The organism is Chitinophaga caeni (assembly GCF_002557795.1).
Lineage (GTDB): Bacteria > Bacteroidota > Bacteroidia > Chitinophagales > Chitinophagaceae > Chitinophaga > Chitinophaga caeni.
The window spans coordinates 2,296,451-2,322,889 of sequence record NZ_CP023777.1 but is presented as its reverse complement, the minus strand read 5'-3'; the positions used below and the strand labels follow the sequence as shown (position 1 = coordinate 2,322,889).

The following is a 26,439-nucleotide window of genomic DNA, read 5'->3' as shown; positions in this document are numbered from 1 at the left end:
AACCTGATCATACACCCACCAATTATAAAAAATATAAATGCGAATTCCAAAACGAAAACCCCGGTTCAACCAGGGTCTCGCTTTGGAACAAGTATCTTTAACTAGACTCTACGTTTCTTAGGAGGACGGCAACCGTTGTGAGGTAAAGGAGTAACGTCTTTAATCAAGGTTACTTCGATACCGGAGTTAGCGATTGCACGGATAGCACTCTCACGACCAGCTCCCGGACCTTTAACGAAAACATCAGCTCTTTTGAAACCAGCATCGATCGCAGTTTTTGCTGCATCGGAAGCTGCTAACTGGGCAGCGTAAGGGGTGTTCTTTTTAGAACCTTTGAAACCCATTTTACCAGCAGAAGACCAAGAGATCACCTGACCTTGCTTGTTGGTAATGCTCACGATAATGTTGTTAAAGCTAGCAGAGATGTGTACATCACCGTAGCTATCCACTTTCACTACACGCTTTTTAGCGGCAGCTTTTGTATTAGATTTTGCCATAATACTTTATGAATTCCTATATTGCTATTCCAAATCCTTTATAACAGAAAAAATCATTTTGTGTTTGAAATCCGGATTTGGAATGATGAATTTCAAATACGACTATCTTACCTACTATTTTTTCGGTGCTTTCTTCTTACCCGCTACTGTCTTACGTTTACCTTTACGAGTACGGCTGTTAGTACGAGTACGTTGACCTCTAACTGGTAAACCTTTCCTATGGCGAAGACCACGGTAACAAGCAATATCTAACAAGCGCTTGATATTCATTTGAACTTCAGAACGAAGTTGACCTTCAACTTTAAATTCTGCGTTAATTACATTACGAATAGCAGCTTGCTCATCATCGTTCCAATCTTTCACTTTCTTGTTGAAATCGATACCTGATTGGGTCAGGATATACTGCGCAGTTGAACGACCAATACCATAGATGTAGGTAAGGCCAATTTCACCTCTTTTGTTTTTAGGAAGATCTATACCGGCTATACGTGCCATATCACTTGTTTAGTTTTATGATGTCTTTTTTGTAATTAGTTCCGTGGTAATCAATATTACCCTTGACGTTGTTTAAAACGGGGATTCTTTTTATTGATCACCAACAGTTTACCTTTTCTGCGCACAATTTTGCAATCTGCACTTCTTTTTTTGATTGAAGCTCTTACCTTCATTGTTACTAGTATTATAAGTAAAAAGTTAAATTTGTATTTATTAAGTTAAGCGTGTCATCTGCATAAAGAAACTGTTAGAATAAGTCCCTTTTAACCCCTGACTTACTTATACCTGAAAATAATCCTACCTCTTGACAAATCATATGGACTCATCTCTACCCCTACTTTATCACCGGGGAGAATGCGGATATAGTGCATTCTCATCTTCCCAGATATGGTTGCTAATATTTCATGCCCATTTTCCAATTTTACACGGAACATAGCGTTCGATAAAGCTTCTAAAATAATACCATCCTGTTTAATGAGTGCCTGTTTTGCCATAAAAATTTTTAGGACTGCAAAGATAGCACAAAAGTTTTGAAATTGAAAAATTCTGTACTAGAAATCTTTTCTTTTCAAGGCTATTTATGCTTTCACGTTTAATTATTGAATTAATATAATTGTATTATCCTGATTAATAATTATTTACAAATAACAAAATTAATAATCAGAACAGAGTGCCGGGTTATTTTTCTCCGCTTCTTCGATGATACTGAAGGAACTCAATACATCTGCCTGTCCTTTCTTCACGGCCACCGTATGTTCAAAGTGAACGGAAGGTTCCCGGTCAGCTGTTACCACGGTCCATCCATCCTCCAGGTATAGCACGTCCTTGGTTCCCATGTTAATCATCGGCTCGATGGCAATTACCAAGCCTTCCTTCATCATGTTACCGGAGCCTCTCCTGCCATAGTTCGGCACTTGTGGATCTTCGTGCAACTGCCTACCCAAACCGTGACCCACCAATTCACGCACGATGCCGTACCCGTGTTCCTTCTCGATATAATTCTGTATGGCGAAAGAAATATCACCGACGCGGTTACCCACCACTGCCTTCTCAATACCTAAAGCGAGGGACTTTTTCGTGGCCGCCATCAATTTCTTGATATCATCAGACACGTTCCCGATACCGAAGGTATAAGCGCTATCGCCGTGGAAACCGTTCAAATATACACCGACATCCACCGAGATGATATCCCCGTCCTTCAACACGTAATTATTGGGGATACCGTGTACTACGGCTTCGTTTACCGAGATACAGCAGGTGTTAGGAAACCCATGGTAGTTCAAGAAAGAAGGTACCGCCCCGTTGCCCGTTATGAACTTGTAAGCAATAGCATCTACATCGAGGGTAGTCATCCCGGGTTTCAGCTGCTTGGCGACTTCTGCCAATGTAGCGCTTACCAACTGGGCGCTTTTCCTCATCAACTCAATCTCTTCTTTCGTTTTATAATGAATCATAGCCTAACCTTTTAAATCACCTACCTAAAAAAGAACCACCGGGGAATAGGTAATTACTACGCCCAGGTGGTTAAATATGATGTAGCGACACCATAACGCATGGTTATTGCGCACTGGCCGGGGATGTTCTTCCCTTGATACGGCCGGAACTCATCAAACCATCGTAATGGCGCATCAACAATTGACTTTCAATCTGCTGCAAAGTATCCAGGATAACGCCCACCATGATCAGCAGGGAAGTACCACCGAAGAAGGTAGCAAAGTTGCTGTTAATGTTGAGGGCAGCCGCGATACCGGGCATAATACCAACCACGGCCAAGAAAAAGGCACCGGGTAAGGTAATACGATCCATCACCGCGCCGATATAATCGGCAGTGGCTTGCCCCGGTTTCACACCCGGGATAAACCCGTTATTCTTTTTCATTTCATCCGCCATCGTAGACGGGTTGAAAATCAAGGCAGTATAGAAGAATGTAAATACGATTACCAAGATTCCGTAGATCACGTTGTATATCGGGTTGGTATGATCGCTAAACACGCGGATAAACCCGCTGGCGCTTTCAGCGTTCGTAGCGAAGCTGATAGTGGTTGCCGGGATAAACATGATCGCTTGCGCGAAGATGATCGGCATCACACCTGCTGCGTTCACTTTCAACGGGATGAACTGGCGCACACCGCCGTATTGTTTGTTACCTACAATACGTTTAGCGTAGTTCACGTTGATTTTACGGGTACCTTGAATCAGCAATATCAAACCTATCGTGATCACGATAAAGAAGGCTATTTCCACCAGGAAGAATACCAATCCGCTACCACCATCCGCTGTTTTAGAAGAAAACTCTTGCAGGAGGGCTTCCGGTAAACGGGCCAAGATACCCATCATGATGATGATAGAAGTACCGTTACCGATACCTTTATCAGTAATTTTTTCGCCTAACCACATCACGAACATGGTGCCGGCCGTCAAAACGATCGTCGTTGACAACCAGAACATGGAAGCTCCGTATTCTTCAATGATCGCGCCACCGGACTGTTGTTTCAAGAAAGCGACGTAAGCGCTGGCTTGCAGTGCGGTCACGATAACGGTAAGCACACGGGTATACTGGTTAATTTTCTGGCGGCCGCTTTCCCCTTCTTTCTGCAATTTCTGGAACTTGGGAACCGCGATGGTTAACAATTGAATTGCGATCGAAGCCGAGATATACGGCATGATCCCCAATGCGAAAATGGAAGCGCGCGAGAACGAACCACCTGCAAACATATTAAACAATCCCAAGATACCTTGATTAGAGGTTTTGGAAAAGCTATTCAATGCCGTCGGGTCTATACCAGGTAACACGATATAGGAGCCAATACGGTAAATGAGTACCAGGAGTAACGTTGTAAGGATGCGTTTACGCAAATCCTCAATGCTCCATATATTCTTGATTGTTTCGATAAATTTCTTCACAGGAAGATTAGGTTTAATAGCGCTTGTAAAATACGAAAAGACGCACTACTCCGTAGGCGCCTTCTCGGTCGTAAAGTCTTATACCAGTTCCACTGATCCGCCCGCGGCTTCTACTACTTGTTTCGCCTTTTCACTAATCGCGTTCACTTTAAAGTTAACCTTAGCTTTCAGTTCACCTTGGCCGAGTATCTTGATTTTCTCAGTTTTCTTGATCATTAAGATGGTCCTCAAAGCGTCATAAGAGAATTCGGACAAGCCGTAAGTTTCCACTATATGATCAACATCGCCAACGTTAAACACTTTGTATTCAACGCGGTTATTGTTTTTGAAACCACGCTTAGGTAAACGGCGTTGGATAGGCATCTGTCCACCTTCGTGACCTAATTTAGATTTATAACCTGCGCGGGATTGGCCACCTTTGTTACCTTTTGTAGAGGTACCACCTTTACCGGAGGCTTCACCACGACCTAAACGTTTTTCTTTATGTACAGAACCTTTGGCGGGTCTTAAAGAATGCAAATTCATGATGTTAATTTTTTTTACTTACGCGGAAATTAACCGCTCGCTTTTGAAATAGATGTAAATGTAATTAGTTGACAGTAAAAGTTCTATATAAGAACGTGGGATTTTAGTGTTATATTATGATTATCCCTTTACTTCTTCAACTTTTACTAGGTGATTAACCGCGCGAACCATACCTAAGATTTGCGGGGAAGCTTCTTTCTCCACGGAGCCATTCAGCTTGCTAATACCTAGAGCCTTCAAAGTAGCTTTTTGCTTTTGAGGGCGATCAATGCCACTTTTAACCTGTGTGATCTTAATCTTTGCCATTTGTGAATCAGTTTGTAGTAGACACGAGACGTAAAGTGTTTCGCGGCAACTAAATTATCCGTTAAATACTTTCTTCAAAGAAACGTTTCTGCTTTTAGCAACGTGGATAGGTTCACGGAGCAAGCTTAACGCTTTGAAAGTAGCTTTTACCACGTTATGAGGGTTAGCAGAACCCAGGGATTTTGCCAACACGTCGGTAATACCAGCACTTTCCAAAACAGCGCGCATAGAACCTCCGGCGATCACACCGGTACCGTGTGCAGCTGGTTTAACTAAAACCTTAGCAGCACCTTCTTTAGCGAATTGATCGTGGGGAATTGTACCGTGCATAACAGGAACTTTGATCAAGTTCTTCTTAGCATCGTCGATACCTTTAGTGATAGCTTCCTGTACTTCTTTGGCTTTACCCAAACCGTGTCCAACCACACCGTTTTCGTTACCCACTACAACTAATGCTGAGAAGCTGAAAGTACGGCCACCCTTGGTGGTTTTTGTAACCCTGTTAATAGCTACAACCTTTTCTTTCAGTTCCAGGTCACCAGCTTTGATTTTATTGAATGAATTCTTTGCCATTTTATTAATAAGAATTACGAGTTGAAATTTACTTCTTTTTTAGGTTTATTCAACCTACGTGATTAGAATTGAAGACCACTTTCGCGGGCTCCTTCAGCCAAAGCTTTTACACGGCCATGGTACAAGTAACCACCCCTATCGAATACGCAGGTAGTGATACCTAAACCGGTTGCTTTTTGAGCCAAGGCGCTACCTACCAATTTAGATTTCTCTGATTTGGTACCTGTTTGAGCCTGGATATCTTTATCACGGGAAGAAGCTGATGCTAAAGTTGTACCGTTAGTATCATCAATCAATTGCGCATAAATAGCTGCATTACTGCGGAATACAGACAATCTTGGTTTCTGCGCGGTTCCGCTCACTTTCTTACGAATACGGTAGCGGATATTTTGCCTTTTAATAGCCTTTGTCGTGCTCATTATTTTATATTTAGTTCCCCGATGCTGCCGGGTTGTTTTAATTGAAATCCTATCCCGCCGCCTGTTCGGCTTAGCGGTATAGTATTGAAGATCAATTGCCAGGTAAAATCAACTAACCGCAGGCGCCAAGATAGGCACCTACGGATATAATTATTTACCGGCAGATTTACCTGCTTTCTTACGTACAACTTCATCGCTGTAGCGAACACCTTTACCTTTGTATGGCTCGGGTTTACGCAAGCTACGGATCTTAGCAGCTACTTGACCTAACAATTGATTGTCGATACCTTCCAACTGGATTTTAGGGTTTTGACCCTTTTCAGTTACGGTGTTCACTTTCAATTCCTTAGGAATTTCAACCACGATATTGTGAGAGTAACCTAAAGACAGGTCCAATAATTGTCCTTGGTGCGTAGCTTTATAACCTACACCCACTAATTCCAATTGCTTGGAGAAGCCTTCGGAAACACCTTTTACCATGTTAGCCAACAACGCGCGGTACAAACCGTGTAAAGCGCGGTGACGGATTTGTTCGGTAGGGCGTGTTAAAACTAACTCGCCTTCTTTCACTTCAACTTTGATATCCCTATCGATAGTTCTTTTCAACTCACCTTTAGGGCCTTTTACTGTTACCTCATTAGCAGGGGAAACGGAAACCGTTATACCGCTGGCTAATTTAATAGGATTCTTACCTATACGAGACATAACTATTACAGTTTATAATGTTTTCATTCTTGTTTCAAGCGGATCCGTGTTCAGCGCCGTATAGAAAGCTTAATTGTCGGAAACGCCGCAAATCCCACCGGGGTGGGAAAATATCTTAGTATACGTAGCAAACTACTTCGCCACCAACATTCTGAACATTCGCTTCTTTATCGGTCATAACACCTTTAGAAGTAGAGATGATCGCGATGCCTAAACCGTTTTTAATGCGTTTGAATTCGCCCGGTTTAGAATATTGGCGTAAGCCTGGACGGCTGATACGTTGCAAATCAGTGATAGCAGGTACCTTAGTTTGAGGATCGTATTTCAAAGCTATCTTGATAACACCTTGTTTGTTATCATCTTCGAATTTGTATTTCAGGATATAACCCTTGTCATACAAAATTTCTGTAATACGTTTCTTCAATTTGGAGGCCGGAATTTCCACGATCCTGTGGGTAGCCATTTGAGCGTTCCGGATTCTTGTTAAAAAGTCAGCTATTGGATCAGTAACCATTGTTAATGCTGTTAATTAAAATGTGTACAATGCGATATCCAATCGAACAGAAAGGAAAATCAAGTTAAATACTTAACCTTTACCGAGCCGGGTAAAGGAGGCGCTAATAATAATATCTTGTTGATTACCAGCTAGCTTTAGTTACGCCAGGGATTTTGCCTGCCAATGCCATGTCGCGGAACATGTTACGGCAGATACCGAATTGACGCATATATCCTTTAGGACGACCGGTCAACTGGCACCTGTTTTTCAGGCGAACGGGAGAAGCGTTTTTAGGTAATTTGTCCAAAGCTGCATAATCACCGGCTGCTTTCAAAGCGGCGCGTTTTTCAGCAAATTTGGCCACCATGGCTTCTCTCTTTCTTTGTCTGGCTTTTACGGATTCTCTTGCCATAATTTAATTTAGTAATTCCTGTTTTTAAATTCCAAATCCCAAACTCCGAAAAGCCGGAATTTGGAATTTGAGTAAAGAGGTATATGTAATGAAATTAGTTATTATCTCCTCTCTTGATACCCTTGAACGGCATACCCAATTCCTTCAGCAATTCGAATGCTTCGGCGTTAGTGTTTGCAGTTGTCACGAAAGTGATATCCATACCGGTCATTTTAGACACTTTATCGATATCAATTTCAGGGAAGATGATTTGTTCGGTGATACCCATGGTATAGTTACCGCGGCCATCGAACGCTTTATCATTGATACCTTTGAAGTCACGAACACGTGGTAATGATACGGAGATCAAACGATCTAAGAATTCGTACATTTTAACACCACGTAAAGTTACGCGCGCGCCAATAGGCATATGTTTTCTCAACTTGAAGTTGGAGATATCCTTTTTAGATAAAGTCGGGATCGCCTTTTGACCGGCGATACGGCTCATTTCTTCAACAGCAACATCTACCAATTTCTTATCGCTAACAGCACCATTAATACCTTGGTTAAGGCAAATTTTGGTGAGGCGTGGTACTTGCATGACAGTTTTGTAGTTGAATTTCTTCATCAAAGCAGCAACTACTTCGTCTTTGTACTTCTTCTGGAGCCTGGGATTATATGATGTGTTTGCCATTATTTAATTACCTCCCCTGATTTTTTAGCGATACGAACTAATTTACCATTTTCTCTCGTTCTGCTAATCCTAGTAGCTTTACCAGCCTTAGCGTCCCACAACATTACGTTGGAGATAGCGATCGGCGCTTCTTCTTTAACGATACCACCTTTAGTATTGCTAGCAGTAGGTTTGGTGTGTTTTGTTACGATGTTCACACCTTCCACCAAGACGCGGGATTTGTCAGTGATTATTTCAAGAACTTTACGAGGCTTCGTCCTGTCCTTGTCATCACCGGCAATTACCACTACCAAATCGCCTTTTTTAATGTTGAACTTAGGCTTGAATCTAGTTTTCATCAGTTTGTTTATTTAAACGCCAAGCGGAAATTTGTCTCCACTTGATTAATTGTTATTTCGTTTTTGAAACGGGCTGCAAAGATACGCAAATATTTCGAAAGTCGAAAACTGCGTTTTTCCAAGCAATTCCCGACTTTCCGTACAGATGAATTCTTACAACACTTCCGGTGCAAGAGAAACGATCTTCATATAGCCTTTATCCCTAAGTTCACGGGCAACCGGACCGAAAATACGGGTACCGCGCGGCTCATCGGCATTATTCAGCAATACAACGGCGTTATCATCGAAGCGGATATAAGACCCGTCTTTGCGACGCAATTTGTTTTTAGTTCTAACGATTACTGCCTTGGTAACAGTACCTTTTTTAACACCACCGGCTGGGATGGCGTCTTTAACAGTAACTACAATTTTATCGCCAACCTTGGCGTAGTCTTGACCGGAGTTACCTAGTACGCGGATGCAGAGTACTTCTTTAGCACCACTGTTATCGGCTACGCTCAGTCTTGATTCTTGTTGTATCATCGTAATACGATTTTTCTTTGTTTAACAGCGGCTGCAGCAAGGGATTGCACACAGCTTGAAACAATAATAATTATTTTACTTTTTCGATAACTTCTACCAATCTCCAGCATTTGTTTTTGCTGAGGGGGCGAGTTTCCATGATTTTCACGGTATCCCCGATGCTGCACTCATTTTTCTCGTCATGAGCCATGAACTTGGTAGTTTTTTTAACGAATTTACCATAGATAGGGTGCTTTACCTTACGCAAAACGCTTACGGTAATAGTTTTATCCATCTTGTTGCTGGATACAACCCCAATCCTGGATTTTCTCATTTTTCTTTCGGTCATTGTGAAAGTATTTTACCACCTGGTCTCCATCATCATGGAGGGGTGAATTAAACTTAATTTTAAAGTGATCCACCGCCGTAGCGCTGGTCAAATGGATTTAGAAGCCTAACTCTCTTCTACGCAATTCAGTTTTCAAGCGGGCAATATCCCTTCTCATCGCGCGGATGCTCATCGGATTTTCGATGGGGGTGATTGCATGGCTGAAAATTACTTTCTTCAGGCGTAACTGATCATCGGAGATTTTCTCCTTTAATTCTTCGTCACTCAAGCTTTTCAGATCCAATTTAGCTGTTGCCATTTGTATTTGATTTTGTTCTGTGTTTGATTTGATTTATTGAAACTCTGCGGATTATGAAGGATTAAGCTTCGTAGTCGCGGCGCACAATAAATTTCACTTTGATCGGCAATTTTTGTGCAGCGAGTTCCATTGCGTCTTTAGCGACTTGCAAAGGTACACCGTCAGCTTCGAACAGGATTCTTCCCGGTTTAACTACGGCAGCCCAATGGTCTGGAGCACCTTTACCTTTACCCATCCTTACCTCTAACGGTTTAGCGGTAATTGGTTTATCAGGGAATATACGGATCCACACATTACCTTCACGCTTCATAGCCCTAGTCAGAGCAACCCTAGCAGCTTCGATCTGCCGGTCAGTGATCCACTTAGGTTCTAATGCCTTCAGGCCGAAAGATCCAAAAGAAATGGTAGCACCTCTCTTTGCATCTCCCTTGATGCGGCCTTTATGCATCTTCCTGTGTTTCGTTCTCTTTGGCTGTAACATCGTTTATGTTATTAAAAGTTGTTTTTAAAATCTTTTGGATGCTCAAAGCAGCATCAAAATGTTAATTCCTATTGGTTTTCGACGGGCTGCGCCTTAAGATTGCTTGTTACGACCACCACCGCGGTTGTCGCCACCTCTCCTATCACCACCTCTTCTATCGCCACGGCCACCTTGATGATGATGTCCACCACCTCTAGTTTCGCCATCTTTACCGGAAATTGCATTTGGATTCAGGTCACGTTTACCCAGTACTTCACCTTTACAGATCCAAACTTTGATACCGATTTTACCGTAAACCGTCAAAGCGAACAAAGAAGCGTAATCGATATCCATACGGAAAGTATGCAAAGGTACGCGGCCTTGTTTCATTTCTTCGGAACGGGCAATTTCAGCACCACCTAAACGGCCACCAACTTTCACCTTGATACCTTCGGCACCCATTCTCAACGCGGTAGCGATAGCCATCTTGATAGCACGTTTGTAGTTGATACGGCTTTCAATTTGTTTGGCGATGGTTTCAGCCACGATATTCGCATCGATTTCAGGGCGGCGGATTTCGAGGATGTTGATTTGCACATCTTCCTTACCAGTCAATTTCTTCAACTCTTCCTTGATGCGATCAACCTCGTTACCACCTTTACCTATAATGATACCAGGTTTAGAAGTATGAATAGTGATGATCAGTTTTCCTAAAGTTCTCTCAATCACTACCCTTGAAATGCCACCTTTATTGATACGAGCATTCAGGTAAGTCCTGATTTTGTTATCTTCGATCAGTTTGGTAGCATAATCTTTTTTACTACCATACCAATTAGAGTCCCATCCTCTGATGATACCTAACCTGTTACCAATAGGATTTGTTTTCTGACCCATGTGTCTGGTTTATTTGTCTAAAAGTTAAATTGAATTTATTTTGTCAACTTTTTGCTACTCCCGTGATTATTGACCAACACGGCTATCCACGATGAGAGTTACGTGGTTACTTCTCTTGCGGATACGGTAACCCCTACCTTGTGGAGCAGGACGCATTCTTTTCAGGATACGGCCACCATCTACGAAAATCGTCTTCACGTACAAGTTAGCATCTTCCGCCCTTTCACCTTCATTCTTTTGTTTCCAGTTAGCAACTGCGGACAACAAAAGTTTTTCCAAGGGAACACTCGGGTGTTTTGGGTGGAATTTCAAAATATTCAAAGCCTTCTCAACATCCAGACCGCGGATTAAGTCTGCCAGCAAACGCATTTTGCGGGTAGATGTTGGATTATTATTAAGCTTAGCAACTGCTTCCATTGTTGTTAATTTCTAAGTAGTTTACAGTTATTGTATAAGCGCCGGGCTACTATTCTTCCTCGCGGTTTCATCGCAACGCCACCTGGCCGCTTACACGATTACATTTTCTTGTTTACGTGTCCTTTGAAGTTACGTGTTGGCGCAAATTCACCTAATTTATGACCTACCATAAACTCTGTTACATAAACAGGGATGAACTTGTTACCATTGTGTACAGCAAATGTATGGCCTACAAAATCAGGAGTGATGGTAGAACGACGGCTCCATGTTTTAATCACGGTTCTTTTAGTGCCTTCATTCATTTTCAACACTTTAGTTTCTAATTTCTGGTCAACATAAGGACCTTTTTTAATGGAACGACCCATATTTCTATAATTGAATTCCTTTATCAGTTTCCGTGCTTGTTACGGCACGGAAACCGGGATATTTAATATTATAATTTCTTACCGTTTTTTCTACTGATGATCAGTTGATTCGAGCTCTTATGCGTTTTCCTGGTTTTCAGACCTTTCGCATATTTACCCGTTCTAGATCTCGGGTGACCACCTGAAGACCTACCTTCACCACCACCCATCGGGTGATCTACTGGGTTCATCGCAACACCACGGTTTCTCGGGCGGATACCTCTCCAACGGTTAGCACCTGCTTTACCGATAGATTGAAGACCGTGATCTGAGTTAGAAACAGTACCTACGGTAGCCATACAAGTAGACAATACTTTGCGCAATTCACCGGAAGGCATTTTCAATACAGCGTATTTTTCTTCCTTCGCGTTCAATTGGGCGTAAGTACCAGCGCTACGAGCCATGGCGCCACCTTTACCGGGTTGCAATTCGATGTTGTGAACCACGGTACCGAGCGGCATGTTTTTCAACGGCAGCGCGTTACCTACTTCCGGGGCAACGGCTTCACCGCTTACAACGGTAGCACCAACTTGTAAACCTTGCGGAGCGATGATATAACGTTTCTCACCATCCGCGTAGTTCAACAGGGAGATAAAAGCGGTACGGTTCGGATCGTACTCGATAGATTTCACGACAGCAGGCACATTGTGCTTGTTACGTTTGAAATCGATGATACGATATTGTTGTTTGTGACCACCACCGATGTAGCGCATAGATCTTCTACCTTGCGTGTTTCTACCACCGGTTTTCTTCTTGGATTCCAAGAGGGATTTTTCCGGCTTGTCGGTTGTCACTTCTGCATAAGCGTTACCGATTTTCCAGCGGGTACCGGCGGTCATCGGTTTAAATTTCTTCAGTGCCATTTTTTACGATTCAAAAAATTTAAGTCTTTGTTTTTATTTCAGTCGATCTGTATATACAACCATCTTGCTTGTTAGGGCAATTGGGCACTATATGTTAGCATACAGATCTATAGAGTCGCCTTCAGCGAGGGTAACGATAGCCTTCTTGAAAGAAGGTTTTCTACCGGAGATAAAACCAGCTTTAGTGAAGCGGGTTTTAGTTTTACCGGGCATTACCGAAGTATTCACAGACACGGGTTCAACACCGTAGAATTGTTTAACCGCGTTCTTGATTTCTACTTTGTTCGCTTTTTTATCAACGATGAAGTAGTAGCGATTAAATTTTTCGGTAGCCTTGTTCACCTTCTCAGTAACAACCGGTTTGATTAAAACATCTGAAAGATTCATTGTTTATCTTTTTTCGCCTTCAGCCGGGGCTTCGGGCCGTGTTTTTTAATGTTTAATAAGCCAAAAAACGATGCATCTGCTTATGCTTCAGCTGGAGCTTCTTCGGTTTCAGTTAAGAACTTCACCGCGCTTTCAGTGAATACCAAGTAGTTGCTATTGAGGAGATCATAAGTGTTGATGTCCTGCAATACGGAACTGTTCACAGTCGGGATGTTGCGCAAAGACAAGTAAACGTTATCGTTCACTTCCGGAAGGATGAACAAAGTCTTTTTGCTGTTTGCGTTGATGTTCAAGCTATTCAAGATATTCAAGAATTGCTTGGTTTTCGGAGCATCAAAGTTTACATCCTCGATGATCAAGATGCTGTTTTCTTTAGCTTTTACGGAAAGTGCGGAGATTTTAGCTAAATCTTTCACTTTCTTGTTCAACTTGAACGCGTAATTGCGCGGTTTAGGACCGAAAATGGTACCACCACCTTTATACAACGGGTTACGGATGTTACCTTTACGGGAACCACCGGTACCTTTTTGTTTGTGCAATTTGCGGGAAGCACCTTTTACTTCCGCCCTAGTTTTCACTTTATGAGAACCTTGACGTTGAGCGGCCAAGTATTGTTTCACAGCCAGGTAGAGTACGTGATCGTTGGGTTCTAGTCCGAATACTTCTTCGGGCAACTCAACAGTTCTACCGGTTTTCTTACCTTCTATATTTAAAATATCGAGTGTCATAATTACTTCTGGATTAAAACGATTGAACCATTGTGGCCCGGAACGGAACCACTTACCAGGATATAATTCTTTTCAGGGAATACCTTCAAGACTTTAAGACCTTTAACTTTTACTCTTTCGTTACCAGTTTGGCCAGCCATACGCATACCTTTAAATACGCGGGAAGGATAAGAAGAACCACCTACAGAACCTGGAGCGCGGCTTCTATCGTGTTGACCGTGAGTAGACTCACCAACACCGCTAAATCCATGGCGTTTAACAACACCTTGGAAACCCTTACCTTTGGAAGTACCCACAACGTCAATAGCCTCTCCTTCGGAGAAGATATCTACTGTAACGGTATCGCCAAGGGCTTTTTCTACGTCAGGGTTACGGAATTCTACAACGTAACGTTTAGGGGAGGTTTGTGCTTTCGCGAAGTGATGTAAAGCTGCTTTTGAGGTGTTTTTTTCTTTCTTTTCACCAAAAGCTAATTGAACGGCGTTATAACCATCAGATGAAACTGTTTTCACCTGTGTTACCACGCAAGGACCAGCCTCGATAATGGTACAAGCTGTCTGCTTACCATTGGCTTCGAAGATACTGGTCATACCAATCTTTTTACCAATAATTCCTTTCATTGTTATATAAATTATACCCAGCGCCTGGGGGTGTTCTAGCTATCCACAGGATGGGCGTTTAAAAAACTTTATTGGTGGCCACCCAGAAGGCGTGACCGAATTTACTTACGTTAGAAAATACTTCAGGCGGGCCTTTTGCCCACCTGCTGAATGTCCATTACGCTTTAATTTCAACTTCTACACCAGAAGGCAGGTCGAGCTTACTTAAAGCATCTACTGTTCTGCTGGAAGATGTGTAAATATCCAACAAACGCTTATGCGTGCAAAGTTGGAACTGCTCACGCGCTTTCTTATTTACGTGCGGAGAACGCAATACCGTGAAAATTTTCTTTTCTGTTGGTAAAGGAATTGGACCAGTTACCACGGCACCCGTGTTTCGCACGGTTTTTACGATTTTCTCAGCAGACTTATCTACTAAGTTATGATCGTAGGACTTCAGCTTGATTCTTATTCTCTGAGACATATGCAATGAACTTCTACTTTGTATTGACCCCATTCGATTTGGGACGGCAAAGGTATGTAACTTTTTATTATCAGCAAATTATTTAGGGAAAAAATTTTACCAAAAAACTAAAAAAAATTTAGTCCTATGGCTATTTTCAACCCCGAAAAAGTTTCGGAAACTTGCTAAGTTACAGATTCTCACTGCAATTTATCCACATACTTGTGAATAATTTACAAAACGTCGGGTACCCGCAAAAAAAGAAGCCATACCGGTATGGTATGACCTCTACAGAGTTTTCCCTGCCGATTAACCCGGCTCTTGGGCTTACAAACCTCCCAACAAAGATTGAAGAAGATTTAATACTGCTGATAACAATTGGTTTAATAAATCCATGGTTACTCAGGTTTTCATATTCGGTTAACGCCTACTCTATTCCCCTGGTTTTCGGCAATCCCAGTTTGGTTATAAACCGATACGAAAATAATTATATGCATTTATAAAACCTCCATTCAGTTCATTCATTATCAATAAGTTTGTTCATTTCATTCATTCTAAATAAAGAGCAAAATACAAAGGCCGGGGAGATACCCGGCCTTCTATAATTAACCCTATGAAAAACACGAACATTAATGCTCGATTTGTTAACCCTATTTACCCGTTTCCTCGCGGATTATCTGGCGGGCATTTTTACCCGGCAAATAGATCTGGAAACCCAGGTTTAAGCCAAGTTTGTGTACCGTTGTGGAGCTACCGAAGCCCACTGTAATGTCATATTTCAACAAGGCCTCCAGCGCCACGTTCGGCGTTATAAAGAACGCCAAACCCGGACCGAAACCTAAACCTAAGCCATTATTATTTATACTGCTGCTGGAGCCGTCAGCTACCTTTGTCTTGGAGTTTGTGCCGTTAAACCCGGCGCTTGCCTCCAGGAAAAAACGGGCCCTCTTGCTGAACTCGATGCTCTCGTCGGTTATATAATAGCGACCGAATGCCCCGATCCCGTAAGTAAGATCCGTTACCTTCGTATCCGTATTATCATATTTCGTTGTTTTAATACCTAAATTAACTTCTGCTCCCAAAGCCAGGTTATCCTTTATAAACCAACCCGCCTTCGGCGTTAAATTAAACTGGAAAGAGTTCGCATCACTGCTAAATGTGCCCAAAATATTGGCCATGTTGGCGCCCACCATAACATTGCCTTTCTGTGTTTGTGCCTGCACCGTGGTACCCATCAATAAAATGAATGCTAGGATTAAAAGATGGACTTTTCTCATAAAATATCAATTTTGGTGTAATTATAATTGATTGGTTATAAATAATAAGCGATTTACAAACGGGTTAGGTATGCTTTTACGGGGATAAACAGGGCTAAACTTGTTATTGGAATAACAACACTAGTTTACAAAAGGTTTAAATTCAAGACGAAATATAGAATATTTTATCTGTTTTGATATTTAGCGGCAGCAGAAAGGGGTATTTAGCAGGGGAACAGGGGCTAAAGTGCCAGTACCGGGAATGGTGCGGGCATAAAAAAAGCCCCGGTATTGCTACCGGGACCTATACTTAAATCTATCAAACTTTTAAGAAGAATTAGTCTTGGTTCACTTTACCTTTCACCTTAGCCACCACTTCTTCAGCGATGTTATTCGGAGCAGGATTGTAGTGAGAGAACTCCATGATAGAAGTTGCACGGCCAGAGGAGATAGAACGCAATTGAGTTACGTAACCAAACATTTCACTCAATGGAACTTTCGCCTTGATCACTTGAACGTTGTTCCTCATTTCCATACCTTCCAACATACCGCGACGACGGTTCAAGTCACCGGTAACATCACCCATGTATTGGTCAGGAGTTTGTACTTCAACTTTCATGATCGGCTCCAACAAGATTGGTTTCGCTTTACGACCGGCTTCGCGGAAAGCTTGTTTCGCACAAAGCTCGAAGGAAACGGCGTCAGAATCCACAGCGTGGAAGCTACCGTCGAACAAGCGAACTTTCAGGTTATCTACAGGGAAGTTAGCCAATACACCTTGTGACATGGATAATTCGAAACCTTTCTGAACGGCCGGGATAAATTCCCTAGGGATAGAACCACCGAAGATATCATTTACGAATTGGAAATGTTTACCATCGTTAGCAGCTAACCATTCAGCATCAGCAGGACCAATTTCCACTTGGATATCGGCGAATTTACCTTTACCACCTGTTTGTTTCTTGAATGTTTCGCGGTGGGAAATGGTAGCTGTAAAGGCTTCTTTATAAGCTACTTGAGGAGCACCTTGGTTTACTTCCACCTTGAACTCACGACGCATACGGTCAACGATGATTTCCAAGTGCAATTCACCCATACCACTCAAGATAGTCTGACCTGTTTCTTCATCTGTTTTCGCTTTCAAGGTAGGATCTTCTTCTACCAATTTAGCGATAGCCATACCCATTTTATCTACGTCAGCTTGAGTTTTAGGCTCGATAGCGATGTGGATAACCGGCTCTGGGAAAGTCATTGTTTCGAGAACAATTGGATTTTTCTCATCGCAAAGGGTATCACCGGTTTTAATGTCTTTAAAACCAACAGCCGCACCGATATCACCGGCTTCGATGAAATCGATCGGGTTTTGCTTGTTCGCGTGCATCTGCATGATACGGCTGATACGTTCGTTTTTACCGGTACGGGTATTCAAAACGTAAGAACCTGCATCTAACTTACCGGAGTAAGAGCGGAAGAACGCCAAGCGACCCACGAATGGATCTGTCATAATTTTGAACGCCAGTGCAGAGAATGGTTCTTTTACATCTGGTTTACGTTCAATTTCTTCACCGGTGTCCGGGTTGGTACCTTTTACCGCTTCGATATCCAAAGGAGAAGGAAGATAGCGGCAAACGGAGTCCAACATTTTCTGAACACCTTTGTTTTTGAAAGAAGAACCGCAAAGCATCGGGATGATAGCGATGTCGATCGTTGCTTTACGGATCGCTTCGTGGATTTCATTTTCAGAGATCGAGTTAGGATCTTCGAAGAATTTCTCCATCAAAGTGTCATCGTATTCAGCAACGGCTTCCACCAATTTACCTCTCCACTCTTCAGCTTCTGCTTTCATATCCTCGGGGATTTCGATTTCCTGGTAGGTAGCACCTTTACCAGCTTCATCCCAGATAATACCTTTCATGGTAATCAAGTCAACCACGCCCTTGAAAGAATCTTCTGCCCCGATAGGTAATACTAAAGGAACAGGATTTGCGCCCAACATTTCTTTAACTTGTTTTACAACGTTCAAGAAGTCGGCACCGGAGCGGTCCATCTTGTTTACGAAACCGATACGTGGTACACGGTAACGGTTTGCTTGACGCCAAACGGTTTCAGACTGTGGTTCTACACCGGATACGGCACAGAACAAAGCCACCAAACCGTCCAATACACGAAGGGAACGCTCTACCTCTACGGTAAAGTCCACGTGACCTGGCGTGTCAATGATGTTAAATTTAAAACTTTTAGTATCAGGCGTAACTTGTCCTTGATCGGTAGGGAAGTTCCAGAAACAAGTAGTTGCAGCCGATGTGATGGTAATACCTCTCTCTTGTTCTTGCGCCATCCAGTCCATGGTAGCTGCACCTTCGTGAACCTCACCTATCTTGTGGGTTTTACCTGTATAATACAGGATACGCTCTGTGGTAGTGGTTTTACCGGCATCGATATGCGCCGCAATACCAATATTTCTTTGAAATCGTAAGTCTGCCATAATTATAAAATGACTAAAAATAATGCAATTTGGGGGGCAAAGGTAAGATTTTTTTATTTACAAATAAAACCAAGTAATTTGTTTAATTGTTAAATCATTGGTAATGCTGCGAAATATCGATAACCTTATCCTAAACTACCCTTGTTTGTAGTGAAGGCGCAAAATTAGCTATTACTTACAACATATTTGTCATGGAACCGGTTATTTTCTTCCAGTTTTCAGGTGTTTGCAGCCAGTTATCATTTTTAAGCCGGTAGATTATATGTAATGGGTTTATAATTATTAATTTTATACCTATTAATGGTAAGTAGAATCTGATAATCGAATATGACCTATTCTAATTAAACCCTATAATCAGAATGTGTCAACCTTATTTTTACTATTTAATTGTAACTGTATAAATATTAATAGCTAATAATGCTGATATTCTTGCCCTGGCACGGTAATCTATATTTTATCCGCCCGGCACCAAAGGGCATATAAGCTGTTAAATAATCTAATCTGTTTCATTTTTATTTAAATCTATCCAAGCATGAAGTCCAAACTTCTACCCTCCTGTATTTGTTTGCTGCTCAACCTGTTATTACTATCGAAACCGACCAAGGCTCAATTCGAGTTGCAACTCGTGCGTGAAGTTGTAGCCAGTACTGGCGGCACTGCCATCGCAAACGGTGTTTTATATGAATATACCATCGGTGATTTCGCAATTTTAACGCTTTCTTCGGGCAACCGGATGCTTAGCCAAGGCTTTCATCAACCGGAGATAATACCAAGGCCTCCCCTCGGTATCCCTATTGTAACCAACTTCATGATATTTCCCAACCCGGTGAAGACTACCATGAAAATTCAGTTCGATTTGGCGCGGGAAGCTACTACTACCGTGATTATTATGAACGCCGCGGGACAAATCATCTTTCAAGACATCAGGCAATATGGAACCGGTAAAGTCTTGATACCAGTGCCGGCAGATCAATTCGCCAGTGGTATTTACACCGTTATTCTCAAGGTCGATGGTAAGGTCTACACCGATAAAATCGTCATCCAATAATCATATACCGATGTCTGCCCGGCATCTAAATCATCCAATATGAAATATTTCTACAGATCAGTTTGTGTCCTGGGCATGGTATGCTTACCGGCATTGTCCCTGGTCGCCCAAAAATCGGCTCCCAATTCTTTGCAGGTTGGCGCTCCTTTCTTAATGATCAACCCCGACCCTAGAACGAGCGCTGTCGGAAGTGCCATGACGGGGATTGCCCCCAATGTCAATGACCTGTTGGGCAACTCCGCTAAAATAGCCTTCGCCGGCGATTGGGGCATCGGCGCATCCTATTCTCCATGGCTATATGAGCTGAATAATGATAACACGCAATCTGCCGTGGCTTATTTATCCGGATTCAAAAGCTTTAACGGCAAGGAAGCTATCGGGGCCTCGTTGCGGTACATGTCGCACGGAACGGTCACCTTCCGCGATGATAATGGTCAGCAACTTTCCAATTACAAGCCGCGCGAATTCGCTATAGATGCGACCTATGCGCGGAAATTAGGTGATCATTATTCGTTGGGAGTATCGTTACGCTATATCCGCAGTGATTTAGGTGAAGGTACTTATAACGGCATCCAGCAGAAAGCGGCCAGCGCCGTGGCGGGTGATGTTGGGTTTTACTACCAAAATTATGCAGATCATATAGATTTTGGTAACCGGTATTGCTGGGGGATCAGTTTTTCTAACATCGGTTCGAAATTAAGTTATTCGGATGATGATAATAAGAAAACATTCCTACCGATGAATCTGAAGATCGGCGGGGGTTATACCTTCGTCCATACAACTGAACACACATTTACTATCGCACTGGATATCAATAAATTATTAATACCTACCCCACCGCAATACGAGCTTGATGATCAAGGATTTCCTACGGATGTGATCATCAAGGGAAAAGATCCGGACAGGAGCGTCGTAGAATCTATATTTAGCTCGTTTGGAGATGCTCCGGGCGGGTTCAAAGAAGAGATCAAGGAGTTGACCTTCGCTACCGGTGTGGAATATGCTTACCGGGAGCAGCTTTTTATCAGGGCCGGATATTTTTATGAAAATGAATTGAAGGGTCACAGGCAACATGCTTCCCTAGGAGCGGGCTTCCGGTTGAAACCCTTCGAGATTAATATGGCCTATATCATGCCTACAGACGGAACCATGTACCAAACCCGAACTTTTAAGCTAGGATTGTTAGTCAATATGTATGCAGATTAATGTCTACTATCAACTTATAAAACAAACATTCTCTACACCCAAATAAACTGGAATATGAAAATGAAACTACTCATGTCATTAGCTATTGTTTGCTTGATGTCGGTCTATGCAAAAGGCCAATCCAAGGGCAAAGCATCTACTAAATATTTACTATTCAATTCTTTCGATGAAGATATCCGCAAGTTGAATATAAAACCGGAAGAAAAGATGAAATTCGATCCGAGCAGACCTATCCGGGAACAGATTTTCACTAATTATAGGCCCTCGAGCCCTGCCCCTGCCCGTAAAGCCGCTGCTCAATCCAAAGCAAGTTCCAATACGCAACTACCTTCCGCGATGAACGGCGAGCAAGCTAAGAAAAAAGCCGCAGAGCTTAATCAATCGGCAGAAAAAGCGAAAGCCCCGGAAATGCAGGGGGGAATGAGCGAACCTAAAGCTAATGCAGCAACTCCAACCAAATCTACCATTCAACCCCAAACTAAAAAATCAACAAAATGAGACGAATTTTAATCCTACTTATATTTCTATCCAGCTCTTGGGGCTTAGCTAAAGCTCAAAACAGCTTTTCGGGCATCAACTACCAGGCGGTGGCACGAAATGCAAATGGAACCGTGCTCTCTAATCAAGCGTTATCGGTAAGAATTTCCATTTTGGGAGGCTCTTCGGCTGGGCCGGTTCAATACCAGGAAATGCACGATGTAATAACTAATAGCCTTGGGTTATTTAATCTACAGATCGGGAAAGGAGCAGCGCAAACCGGAACCTTCAACAGTGTTCCATGGAATAATGCCAATCAATATCTGAAGGTAGAAGTAGCCGTGGGTAGCAGCAGTTATGCCGTGCTCGGAACTTCGCCTTTATTAGCTGTGCCGTTCGCATTATATTCAGCTAACGGTGTTAAAGGCGATAAAGGGGATAAGGGCGATCAAGGGGATCCCGGGCCTGCGGGGCCGCAAGGTCCTAAAGGGGACCAGGGAGACCCGGGAGCTACAGGCCCTGCCGGTCCGCAAGGAGTACAAGGCGTGCCCGGACCTACAGGTGCAACTGGTCCCATAGGCCCAGCAGGGGCAATGGGAGCGCCGGGACCAATCGGCCCAGTTGGGCCAGCCGGAGCACAAGGCCCACAAGGTGATCCGGGACCTGTCGGACCACAGGGTGTACAAGGCGATCCGGGACCTATAGGTCCGGCAGGAGCAACAGGCCCACAAGGAATACAAGGTGATCCCGGACCAATTGGACCGATCGGACCGGTTGGACCAGCGGGTCCACAAGGACCTGCCGGGGAATTAACTGGGGCCGCCGGGGGCGATTTATCAGGAAATTACCCGAATCCTACCGTGGTAAAATTAAATGGTACACCCGTAGAAGCAACTCCTCCTTTAGCCAATCAATTACTAGGCTTTGATGGTACTAATTGGAAACCTACTACTATTTCTTCCGGCTTAGTTTTGCCGTATTCCGCGACATTAAACCTGGCCAATACCATGTTTGACCTTACAAACGATGGTGATGGAACGGCAATCAGGGGAGCCAACAACAGCACCACGGTCAACGTGAGCGCTATCCGTGGTGATATTCTCCAAACAGCGCCGGGTGGATTTAGCGCGGCGGTTAGAGGCGTTAACGCTGGAACAGGCGGTTTAGGTATTGGCGTTTGGGGTTCACAAGATGGAAGCGGCTGGGGTGTATATGGTGTCACACCTACCGGTTTGGGAGTTTACGGAAATTCTTCCGGCGCGGGAACAGGCGTTTATGCGAACAGTAATAGCGGTATAGGTTTAATAGCCACTTCTAATAATGGCTCTGCAGCTTCTATGGCGATATACAACAATGCGAACAATAATAACGTGGCGGCTATCTCAACCGTAGGGAATGGTACCGGTTTAACGGTGAATACTACGGGAAACGGGGCTGGTATCGTCTCGAATACGGGAAACGGCTTTTCTGTGCATGGTATAACTAGTCAACAAACATCCGCAGGAATAGTTGGAGACAACAATGGCGGCGGGGAAGCTATCGTTGGTAGAACTACCAGCGATATAGCCGGTGCCGTGGTTGGTAGAAATGACGGGGGAGGATACGGTGTCAGGGGTTTTATCGCTTCAAGCACCAATAATACCGGGGTTGGCGTTTACGGGCAAGTAGGAGTAAACGGCAGTACAGGCCGTGCAGGCAGATTTGAAAACTTTAATTCCACTAATATCGATGCTAATACCTTGGAAGTTGTTACAAATGGAAATGGTAACATTCCAGACAACACCTTGGGTAACGCTGCCTCATTTAAAGTAGATAATACCAATAGCGTCGGCGCCGCAGTAAGAGGGGAAGTGAATACGATCTTCGGAAACTTCGGAGCAGCAGGTATTTTCGGAATTTCTAGCGGAACGGGAGGCTTTGCAGGTTTATTTCATGCCGCTAATACCGGCGGGACCGGTCCTGCATTAGTAGCTCTTACGGATGGTAATGGCAATGCTATTACAGCAAATGCAGGTAAAGACGGCAATGGCGTAGAAACAAACGTGGATGGTAGCGGTAATGCATTATATGCATGGGTTCCCTCCTTTAGTTTAGGTAGGGCAGGAAGGTTTGATATTTTCAATACGGATAATGACAACGATGTAATTACCGTAACGACCGTAGGTAACGGGACGGCAGGGAATTTCAAAGTAGATAAAGCAACGGGTACAAGCCCCGCAATTAAGGGGGAAGTAAATTCCATATTTGCCAATTTTGGTACAGCGGGTGTTTACGGTTTATCTTCCGGTACAGGTGGATATGGCGGATTATTTTATTCATCTAACCCTGCGGGGAACGGACCTGCTCTATTAGCTTTGACAGAAGGCAACGGTAATGGTATTACGGCGAATGCAGGTGGTAGCGGGGATGGAGTTCAAGCGTCCGTTGACGGTTCCGGTAACGCCATCTACGGTTGGGTTCCGAATTTTGGTACCGGTAGAGCAGCTAGGTTTGCTAATTTTAATTCATCAAACTCGCAACCTGTTGTTCACATTACAACAGCCGGAACAGGCACTACCATCTTGGCAAATCATACGGGAGCTTCCGGAAACCTCGCGGTATTCCAATCTTCCGGAGCCAATGTTGCCCGTATTAATAAGGCTGGCCGCGGATTTTTCAACGGCGGTACGCAAAATTCCGGGGCGGACGTAGCGGAATCATTTGATGTTCAAGGATCTAAAGATGCTTATGAGCCTGGCGATGTCCTCGTCATTTCCGTTGATGTCGATCGCACCGTGGAAAAGAGTCAAGAAGCCTATTCTACGCTGGTTGCAGGAGTATATGCCACGAAACCCGGGGTATTATTGACAGAAAAGGATATTGAAGATCAAACGATAGAAAAACAAGTTCCGATGGGTGTCATCGGGGTTATTCCGACGAAGGTTTGTGATGAAGGAGGGGTTATTAAACGCGGTGACCTACTCGTTTCTTCGAGCAAACCGGGTTATGCCATGAAAGCGGATATCAACAAGGTAAAACCAGGACAGGTAATCGGTAAAGCGCTACAGGAGTTTGATGGTAAAACTGGCAAAATCAAGGTATTAGTAAGTATCAAATAGCATATTTATACCTCTAAATGATTGATTATTAATTCTGATAGGGCTATCCCTTTACAGGATAGCCCTTTTCATTTTATTGCACAACGTAATACTCACTGTTGCCCTTGCTGGTTCGAGCTTCCAAGCCATTGACACCCGAAACCTGATTTTTCGTGTTCGAAACCCCGGTGCGCTTTTTAATGCTTTGCCCCAAGATCCCAAGCCCTTGCTGGTGCGAGCTTCCAAGCCATTGACACCCGAAACCTGATTTTTCGTGTTCGAAACCCCGGTGCGCTTTTTAATGCTTTGCCCCAAGATCCCAAGCCCTTGCTGGTGCGAGCTTCCAAGCTCGGACCCACGCACAATTAAGGACACTTAAAATTGTATTGGAAACGAAGCGGCACTAACTCCTCGCACATTCACGGCCATTTGTTGAATTTCTAATGTTGCCGAACACGATGTTCTATCAGCAGAATCTTGTTCCCAACGGGAGTCCAAGCTTGGGGACTCGAATCAAGAAGGGCTTAAGGTTATTTCAAGATAAAATTCGAAGGTCAAAACAAGAAAAGCAGGTTTCGAACAATTGTAGTTCCAAACTCGAAAAACCGAGTTTCGAGCGCTCGTGGTTTCAATGCTCGACCATTACAGGATGCAGCAAGATGGAGGGAAGATATTAATCAAAAAAAATATAGCAAATACCAATAGTTAGAAAACTATAGTATTTGCTATAATATTTTGCAAACCATCTAAACAACGGAACGATTGCCCGCTGGTATGGCTATTAAACTTTAAAGTGGGAGAATGCCTTGTTAGCTTCAGCCATACGGTGGGTATCTTCTTTCTTTTTGAAAGCGGCACCTTCACCTTTACTAGCAGCAACGATTTCGTTGGCTAATTTTTCGGCCATGCTCTTACCGTTTCTTTCAGAAGCGTAACGGATCAACCATTTCATACTCAAGGAAACTTTCCTATCGGCACGAACTTCTGAAGGGATTTGGAAGGTAGCACCACCGATACGGCGGCTTCTAACTTCAACGGCAGGAGTTACGTTAGCTAATGCTTTTTTCCATACTTCGTAACCGTTTTCGCTAGTGATTTCGCTAACTCTATCGATCGCGTCGTAGAATATTTTATAGGCAACGCTTTTTTTACCTTGCTCCATGATGTTATTCACAAAACGGGTTACCACTTTGTCACCAAATTTTGGATCTGGAGCCAAGGGTAATTTTTTCGCAGCTTGCTTTCTCATTTATTTGAAAAATTTCAACTATTTTAACAATTATTTCTTAGCCTTTTCTTTCTTAGTACCATACTTAGAACGGCTTTGCTTCCTATCTTTCACACCCGCAGTATCCAAAGATCCACGTACGATATGGTAACGTACACCCGGTAAGTCTTTAACCCTACCACCGCGAATCAACACGATAGAGTGCTCTTGAAGGTTGTGACCTTCACCCGGAATATATGCGATCACCTCTACTTTATTAGTCAAACGAACTTTCGCTACTTTACGCAAAGCGGAGTTTGGCTTCTTAGGCGTGGTAGTGTACACACGGGTACATACGCCACGGCGCTGCGGGCAACTATCCAATGCTCTGGATTTTGACTTAGCCCGGATAATTTCTCTTCCTTTTCTTACTAATTGTTGTATTGTAGGCATTCTTACCTATGTTTTTTGCTGTCGGTTTACAATGACAACCAAATACCCTGAATGGGAATTTGGGAGGGCAAAGGTATAACTAACTATTAGATTTACAAAATTGTTTGCAAGTTTTTTTAACAAACCGGAAATTTATTTGACCGCACAACCAAGAAGCTCAGCAGTGATCTGCTGCCATTCTTCATCTAACGTATTGGGAGGCATTAATTTACCTGCCCTTGCATACCAATACTCAGCATTGCCCTCGTCTCCTTCTTTCCGGTGCAAATAGGCATGTATCCATGCCCCGGCTGTACTACGAATGTCTTGCGCTATATCATGCGCCCGGTTCCATTCATCTTTCGCATCCCACCATAATGCTTGCAAGGCCGGCGATAAGTCGGCTGGCGGTTGTGCGAGCTGCAAAGATGCATTAAATTCTGCAATTGTCATAACTCTTAAGGGGTAATATTATTTGTAATATTGTTGAATTTTGGTGTATTTAAATTGCCCCGAAAGGCAAATTTGCTGCTATTTTATTGTCT

36 protein-coding genes are annotated in these 26,439 nt (G+C 43.2%); 4 read left to right on the top strand and 32 right to left on the bottom strand.

Annotation, left to right across the window (positions count from 1 at the left end; genetic code table 11):
• Positions 1–101: 101 nt before the first annotated feature.
• From rpsK to fusA, 29 genes are all read right to left on the bottom strand, one after another.
• Positions 102–497, bottom strand: a complete 396-nt coding sequence (rpsK, locus tag COR50_RS09850) for a 30S ribosomal protein S11 (RefSeq protein ID WP_098193829.1) — start codon at positions 495–497, stop codon at positions 102–104.
• Between the two features lie 114 nt (positions 498–611).
• Positions 612–992 carry a 30S ribosomal protein S13 gene (gene rpsM / locus COR50_RS09845; RefSeq protein WP_098193828.1) on the bottom strand — a complete coding sequence of 127 codons (381 nt, stop codon included), beginning with the start codon at positions 990–992 and terminating at the stop codon, positions 612–614.
• A 56-nt stretch (positions 993–1,048) separates the two neighbouring features.
• Complete coding sequence (gene rpmJ / locus COR50_RS09840) at positions 1,049–1,165, bottom strand: 50S ribosomal protein L36 (RefSeq protein ID WP_072360626.1); 117 nt, start codon at positions 1,163–1,165, stop codon at positions 1,049–1,051.
• 102 nt (positions 1,166–1,267) lie between these two features.
• On the bottom strand, positions 1,268–1,486 hold the full coding sequence (infA, locus tag COR50_RS09835) for a translation initiation factor IF-1 (RefSeq protein ID WP_012789309.1): 219 nt from the start codon (positions 1,484–1,486) through the stop codon (positions 1,268–1,270).
• Between the two features lie 159 nt (positions 1,487–1,645).
• A complete protein-coding gene (gene map, locus COR50_RS09830) occupies positions 1,646–2,446 on the bottom strand; it encodes a type I methionyl aminopeptidase (RefSeq protein ID WP_098193827.1) in 801 nt (266 codons plus the stop codon).
• Positions 2,447–2,549: 103 nt separating this feature from the next.
• Positions 2,550–3,896 (bottom strand): preprotein translocase subunit SecY, encoded by a 1,347-nt coding sequence (gene secY, locus COR50_RS09825; RefSeq protein ID WP_098193826.1) that lies wholly within the window; start codon positions 3,894–3,896, stop codon positions 2,550–2,552.
• Between the two features lie 78 nt (positions 3,897–3,974).
• Positions 3,975–4,421 (bottom strand): 50S ribosomal protein L15, encoded by a 447-nt coding sequence (gene rplO / locus COR50_RS09820; protein WP_098193825.1) that lies wholly within the window; start codon positions 4,419–4,421, stop codon positions 3,975–3,977.
• A gap of 120 nt (positions 4,422–4,541) precedes the next feature.
• The gene (rpmD, locus tag COR50_RS09815; protein ID WP_098193824.1) at positions 4,542–4,727 is read right to left on the bottom strand and encodes a 50S ribosomal protein L30; all 186 of its coding nucleotides are present in this window, start codon (positions 4,725–4,727) and stop codon (positions 4,542–4,544) included.
• A gap of 54 nt (positions 4,728–4,781) precedes the next feature.
• A complete protein-coding gene (gene rpsE, locus COR50_RS09810; RefSeq protein ID WP_098193823.1) occupies positions 4,782–5,300 on the bottom strand; it encodes a 30S ribosomal protein S5 in 519 nt (172 codons plus the stop codon).
• A gap of 62 nt (positions 5,301–5,362) precedes the next feature.
• Positions 5,363–5,719, bottom strand: coding sequence for a 50S ribosomal protein L18 (gene rplR / locus COR50_RS09805; protein WP_098193822.1), 357 nt, complete (start codon positions 5,717–5,719; stop codon positions 5,363–5,365).
• A gap of 150 nt (positions 5,720–5,869) precedes the next feature.
• Entirely contained in the window at positions 5,870–6,424 is a 555-nt protein-coding gene (rplF, locus tag COR50_RS09800) for a 50S ribosomal protein L6 (protein WP_098193821.1), read from the bottom strand.
• Positions 6,425–6,539: 115 nt separating this feature from the next.
• Positions 6,540–6,938 (bottom strand): 30S ribosomal protein S8, encoded by a 399-nt coding sequence (gene rpsH, locus COR50_RS09795; RefSeq protein ID WP_098193820.1) that lies wholly within the window; start codon positions 6,936–6,938, stop codon positions 6,540–6,542.
• A 124-nt stretch (positions 6,939–7,062) separates the two neighbouring features.
• Positions 7,063–7,332, bottom strand: coding sequence for a 30S ribosomal protein S14 (gene rpsN, locus COR50_RS09790; protein ID WP_098193819.1), 270 nt, complete (start codon positions 7,330–7,332; stop codon positions 7,063–7,065).
• 94 nt (positions 7,333–7,426) lie between these two features.
• Complete coding sequence (gene rplE, locus COR50_RS09785; RefSeq protein WP_098193818.1) at positions 7,427–8,005, bottom strand: 50S ribosomal protein L5; 579 nt, start codon at positions 8,003–8,005, stop codon at positions 7,427–7,429.
• Positions 8,005–8,343, bottom strand: coding sequence for a 50S ribosomal protein L24 (gene rplX / locus COR50_RS09780; RefSeq protein ID WP_098193817.1), 339 nt, complete (start codon positions 8,341–8,343; stop codon positions 8,005–8,007). The genes rplE and rplX overlap by 1 nt, the downstream gene beginning before the upstream one ends.
• A 153-nt stretch (positions 8,344–8,496) precedes the next feature.
• Positions 8,497–8,865 (bottom strand): 50S ribosomal protein L14, encoded by a 369-nt coding sequence (rplN, locus tag COR50_RS09775; RefSeq protein WP_098193816.1) that lies wholly within the window; start codon positions 8,863–8,865, stop codon positions 8,497–8,499.
• 70 nt (positions 8,866–8,935) lie between these two features.
• Positions 8,936–9,193 carry a 30S ribosomal protein S17 gene (gene rpsQ, locus COR50_RS09770; RefSeq protein WP_098193815.1) on the bottom strand — a complete coding sequence of 86 codons (258 nt, stop codon included), beginning with the start codon at positions 9,191–9,193 and terminating at the stop codon, positions 8,936–8,938.
• A gap of 97 nt (positions 9,194–9,290) precedes the next feature.
• Positions 9,291–9,491: a 50S ribosomal protein L29 gene (rpmC, locus tag COR50_RS09765; protein WP_098193814.1), complete on the bottom strand. Its 201-nt coding sequence runs from the start codon at positions 9,489–9,491 to the stop codon at positions 9,291–9,293.
• Between the two features lie 61 nt (positions 9,492–9,552).
• Positions 9,553–9,972, bottom strand: a complete 420-nt coding sequence (gene rplP / locus COR50_RS09760) for a 50S ribosomal protein L16 (RefSeq protein WP_098193813.1) — start codon at positions 9,970–9,972, stop codon at positions 9,553–9,555.
• Between the two features lie 93 nt (positions 9,973–10,065).
• Positions 10,066–10,845, bottom strand: a complete 780-nt coding sequence (gene rpsC, locus COR50_RS09755; protein ID WP_098193812.1) for a 30S ribosomal protein S3 — start codon at positions 10,843–10,845, stop codon at positions 10,066–10,068.
• Between the two features lie 66 nt (positions 10,846–10,911).
• Positions 10,912–11,262 (bottom strand): 50S ribosomal protein L22, encoded by a 351-nt coding sequence (rplV, locus tag COR50_RS09750; protein ID WP_098193811.1) that lies wholly within the window; start codon positions 11,260–11,262, stop codon positions 10,912–10,914.
• Positions 11,263–11,360: 98 nt separating this feature from the next.
• Positions 11,361–11,627 (bottom strand): 30S ribosomal protein S19, encoded by a 267-nt coding sequence (gene rpsS / locus COR50_RS09745; RefSeq protein ID WP_098193810.1) that lies wholly within the window; start codon positions 11,625–11,627, stop codon positions 11,361–11,363.
• 68 nt (positions 11,628–11,695) lie between these two features.
• Positions 11,696–12,529 (bottom strand): 50S ribosomal protein L2, encoded by an 834-nt coding sequence (gene rplB / locus COR50_RS09740; protein ID WP_098193809.1) that lies wholly within the window; start codon positions 12,527–12,529, stop codon positions 11,696–11,698.
• Positions 12,530–12,616: 87 nt separating this feature from the next.
• Positions 12,617–12,916: a 50S ribosomal protein L23 gene (gene rplW / locus COR50_RS09735; protein ID WP_098193808.1), complete on the bottom strand. Its 300-nt coding sequence runs from the start codon at positions 12,914–12,916 to the stop codon at positions 12,617–12,619.
• A gap of 80 nt (positions 12,917–12,996) precedes the next feature.
• Positions 12,997–13,644 (bottom strand): 50S ribosomal protein L4, encoded by a 648-nt coding sequence (gene rplD, locus COR50_RS09730; protein WP_098193807.1) that lies wholly within the window; start codon positions 13,642–13,644, stop codon positions 12,997–12,999.
• Between the two features lie 2 nt (positions 13,645–13,646).
• On the bottom strand, positions 13,647–14,264 hold the full coding sequence (rplC, locus tag COR50_RS09725) for a 50S ribosomal protein L3 (RefSeq protein ID WP_098193806.1): 618 nt from the start codon (positions 14,262–14,264) through the stop codon (positions 13,647–13,649).
• Between the two features lie 157 nt (positions 14,265–14,421).
• Positions 14,422–14,727, bottom strand: coding sequence for a 30S ribosomal protein S10 (gene rpsJ, locus COR50_RS09720; RefSeq protein WP_012789286.1), 306 nt, complete (start codon positions 14,725–14,727; stop codon positions 14,422–14,424).
• A 629-nt stretch (positions 14,728–15,356) separates the two neighbouring features.
• A complete protein-coding gene (locus COR50_RS09710) occupies positions 15,357–15,983 on the bottom strand; it encodes an outer membrane beta-barrel protein (protein ID WP_098193804.1) in 627 nt (208 codons plus the stop codon).
• Between the two features lie 316 nt (positions 15,984–16,299).
• Positions 16,300–18,447 (bottom strand): elongation factor G, encoded by a 2,148-nt coding sequence (fusA, locus tag COR50_RS09705; RefSeq protein WP_198405818.1) that lies wholly within the window; start codon positions 18,445–18,447, stop codon positions 16,300–16,302.
• A 532-nt stretch (positions 18,448–18,979) separates the two neighbouring features.
• Between fusA and COR50_RS09700 the strand changes: the two genes are divergently transcribed.
• Genes COR50_RS09700 through COR50_RS09685 form a run of 4 tightly spaced genes read left to right on the top strand, consistent with a single transcriptional unit; the run spans position 18,980 to position 24,276 of the window.
• Positions 18,980–19,495 carry a T9SS type A sorting domain-containing protein gene (locus tag COR50_RS09700; protein ID WP_098193802.1) on the top strand — a complete coding sequence of 172 codons (516 nt, stop codon included), beginning with the start codon at positions 18,980–18,982 and terminating at the stop codon, positions 19,493–19,495.
• Positions 19,496–19,534: 39 nt separating this feature from the next.
• The gene (gene porV / locus COR50_RS09695; protein WP_157760725.1) at positions 19,535–20,701 is read left to right on the top strand and encodes a type IX secretion system outer membrane channel protein PorV; all 1,167 of its coding nucleotides are present in this window, start codon (positions 19,535–19,537) and stop codon (positions 20,699–20,701) included.
• Between the two features lie 54 nt (positions 20,702–20,755).
• Complete coding sequence (locus COR50_RS09690; protein WP_157760723.1) at positions 20,756–21,199, top strand: hypothetical protein; 444 nt, start codon at positions 20,756–20,758, stop codon at positions 21,197–21,199.
• A complete protein-coding gene (locus tag COR50_RS09685) occupies positions 21,196–24,276 on the top strand; it encodes a collagen-like domain-containing protein (RefSeq protein ID WP_098193799.1) in 3,081 nt (1,026 codons plus the stop codon). The genes COR50_RS09690 and COR50_RS09685 overlap by 4 nt, the downstream gene beginning before the upstream one ends.
• Positions 24,277–25,036: 760 nt before the next feature.
• Here the strand turns inward: COR50_RS09685 and rpsG are convergent.
• The 3 genes from rpsG to COR50_RS09665 form a co-directional block, all read right to left on the bottom strand.
• Entirely contained in the window at positions 25,037–25,504 is a 468-nt protein-coding gene (gene rpsG, locus COR50_RS09675; protein ID WP_098193797.1) for a 30S ribosomal protein S7, read from the bottom strand.
• 30 nt (positions 25,505–25,534) lie between these two features.
• Positions 25,535–25,915, bottom strand: a complete 381-nt coding sequence (rpsL, locus tag COR50_RS09670) for a 30S ribosomal protein S12 (protein WP_012789278.1) — start codon at positions 25,913–25,915, stop codon at positions 25,535–25,537.
• A 132-nt stretch (positions 25,916–26,047) separates the two neighbouring features.
• Positions 26,048–26,347, bottom strand: a complete 300-nt coding sequence (locus tag COR50_RS09665) for a hypothetical protein (protein WP_098193796.1) — start codon at positions 26,345–26,347, stop codon at positions 26,048–26,050.
• Positions 26,348–26,439: the final 92 nt, after the last annotated feature.

Excerpts from the sequence above, each read along its gene's own strand:
- rpsM (WP_098193828.1), bottom strand. The coding sequence starts at position 992 with ATGGCACGTATAGCCGGTATAGATCTTCCTAAAAACAAAAGAGGTGAA.
- rpsG (WP_098193797.1), bottom strand. The coding sequence starts at position 25,504 with ATGAGAAAGCAAGCTGCGAAAAAATTACCCTTGGCTCCAGATCCAAAA.
- rplR (WP_098193822.1), bottom strand. The coding sequence starts at position 5,719 with ATGAGCACGACAAAGGCTATTAAAAGGCAAAATATCCGCTACCGTATT.
- rpsK (WP_098193829.1), bottom strand. The coding sequence starts at position 497 with ATGGCAAAATCTAATACAAAAGCTGCCGCTAAAAAGCGTGTAGTGAAA.
- rpmC (WP_098193814.1), bottom strand. The coding sequence starts at position 9,491 with ATGGCAACAGCTAAATTGGATCTGAAAAGCTTGAGTGACGAAGAATTA.
- fusA (WP_198405818.1), bottom strand. The coding sequence starts at position 18,447 with ATGGCAGACTTACGATTTCAAAGAAATATTGGTATTGCGGCGCATATC.
- rplN (WP_098193816.1), bottom strand. The coding sequence starts at position 8,865 with ATGATACAACAAGAATCAAGACTGAGCGTAGCCGATAACAGTGGTGCT.
- rpsE (WP_098193823.1), bottom strand. The coding sequence starts at position 5,300 with ATGGCAAAGAATTCATTCAATAAAATCAAAGCTGGTGACCTGGAACTG.
- rpsN (WP_098193819.1), bottom strand. The coding sequence starts at position 7,332 with ATGGCAAGAGAATCCGTAAAAGCCAGACAAAGAAAGAGAGAAGCCATG.
- rplX (WP_098193817.1), bottom strand. The coding sequence starts at position 8,343 with ATGAAAACTAGATTCAAGCCTAAGTTCAACATTAAAAAAGGCGATTTG.
- rpmJ (WP_072360626.1), bottom strand. The coding sequence starts at position 1,165 with ATGAAGGTAAGAGCTTCAATCAAAAAAAGAAGTGCAGATTGCAAAATT.
- rplB (WP_098193809.1), bottom strand. The coding sequence starts at position 12,529 with ATGGCACTGAAGAAATTTAAACCGATGACCGCCGGTACCCGCTGGAAA.
- infA (WP_012789309.1), bottom strand. The coding sequence starts at position 1,486 with ATGGCAAAACAGGCACTCATTAAACAGGATGGTATTATTTTAGAAGCT.
- COR50_RS09690 (WP_157760723.1), top strand. The coding sequence starts at position 20,756 with ATGAAAATGAAACTACTCATGTCATTAGCTATTGTTTGCTTGATGTCG.
- rplD (WP_098193807.1), bottom strand. The coding sequence starts at position 13,644 with ATGACACTCGATATTTTAAATATAGAAGGTAAGAAAACCGGTAGAACT.
- rpsJ (WP_012789286.1), bottom strand. The coding sequence starts at position 14,727 with ATGTCTCAGAGAATAAGAATCAAGCTGAAGTCCTACGATCATAACTTA.
- rplV (WP_098193811.1), bottom strand. The coding sequence starts at position 11,262 with ATGGAAGCAGTTGCTAAGCTTAATAATAATCCAACATCTACCCGCAAA.
- rpsL (WP_012789278.1), bottom strand. The coding sequence starts at position 25,915 with ATGCCTACAATACAACAATTAGTAAGAAAAGGAAGAGAAATTATCCGG.
- COR50_RS09685 (WP_098193799.1), top strand. The coding sequence starts at position 21,196 with ATGAGACGAATTTTAATCCTACTTATATTTCTATCCAGCTCTTGGGGC.
- COR50_RS09700 (WP_098193802.1), top strand. The coding sequence starts at position 18,980 with ATGAAGTCCAAACTTCTACCCTCCTGTATTTGTTTGCTGCTCAACCTG.
- rplO (WP_098193825.1), bottom strand. The coding sequence starts at position 4,421 with ATGAATTTGCATTCTTTAAGACCCGCCAAAGGTTCTGTACATAAAGAA.
- porV (WP_157760725.1), top strand. The coding sequence starts at position 19,535 with ATGAAATATTTCTACAGATCAGTTTGTGTCCTGGGCATGGTATGCTTA.
- rpsC (WP_098193812.1), bottom strand. The coding sequence starts at position 10,845 with ATGGGTCAGAAAACAAATCCTATTGGTAACAGGTTAGGTATCATCAGA.
- map (WP_098193827.1), bottom strand. The coding sequence starts at position 2,446 with ATGATTCATTATAAAACGAAAGAAGAGATTGAGTTGATGAGGAAAAGC.
- rpmD (WP_098193824.1), bottom strand. The coding sequence starts at position 4,727 with ATGGCAAAGATTAAGATCACACAGGTTAAAAGTGGCATTGATCGCCCT.
- COR50_RS09665 (WP_098193796.1), bottom strand. The coding sequence starts at position 26,347 with ATGACAATTGCAGAATTTAATGCATCTTTGCAGCTCGCACAACCGCCA.
- rpsQ (WP_098193815.1), bottom strand. The coding sequence starts at position 9,193 with ATGACCGAAAGAAAAATGAGAAAATCCAGGATTGGGGTTGTATCCAGC.
- rplC (WP_098193806.1), bottom strand. The coding sequence starts at position 14,264 with ATGAAAGGAATTATTGGTAAAAAGATTGGTATGACCAGTATCTTCGAA.
- rplE (WP_098193818.1), bottom strand. The coding sequence starts at position 8,005 with ATGGCAAACACATCATATAATCCCAGGCTCCAGAAGAAGTACAAAGAC.
- rpsS (WP_098193810.1), bottom strand. The coding sequence starts at position 11,627 with ATGGGTCGTTCCATTAAAAAAGGTCCTTATGTTGACCAGAAATTAGAA.
- rplF (WP_098193821.1), bottom strand. The coding sequence starts at position 6,424 with ATGTCTCGTATAGGTAAGAATCCTATTAAATTAGCCAGCGGTATAACG.
- rpsH (WP_098193820.1), bottom strand. The coding sequence starts at position 6,938 with ATGGTTACTGATCCAATAGCTGACTTTTTAACAAGAATCCGGAACGCT.
- rplW (WP_098193808.1), bottom strand. The coding sequence starts at position 12,916 with ATGAATCTTTCAGATGTTTTAATCAAACCGGTTGTTACTGAGAAGGTG.
- rplP (WP_098193813.1), bottom strand. The coding sequence starts at position 9,972 with ATGTTACAGCCAAAGAGAACGAAACACAGGAAGATGCATAAAGGCCGC.
- COR50_RS09710 (WP_098193804.1), bottom strand. The coding sequence starts at position 15,983 with ATGAGAAAAGTCCATCTTTTAATCCTAGCATTCATTTTATTGATGGGT.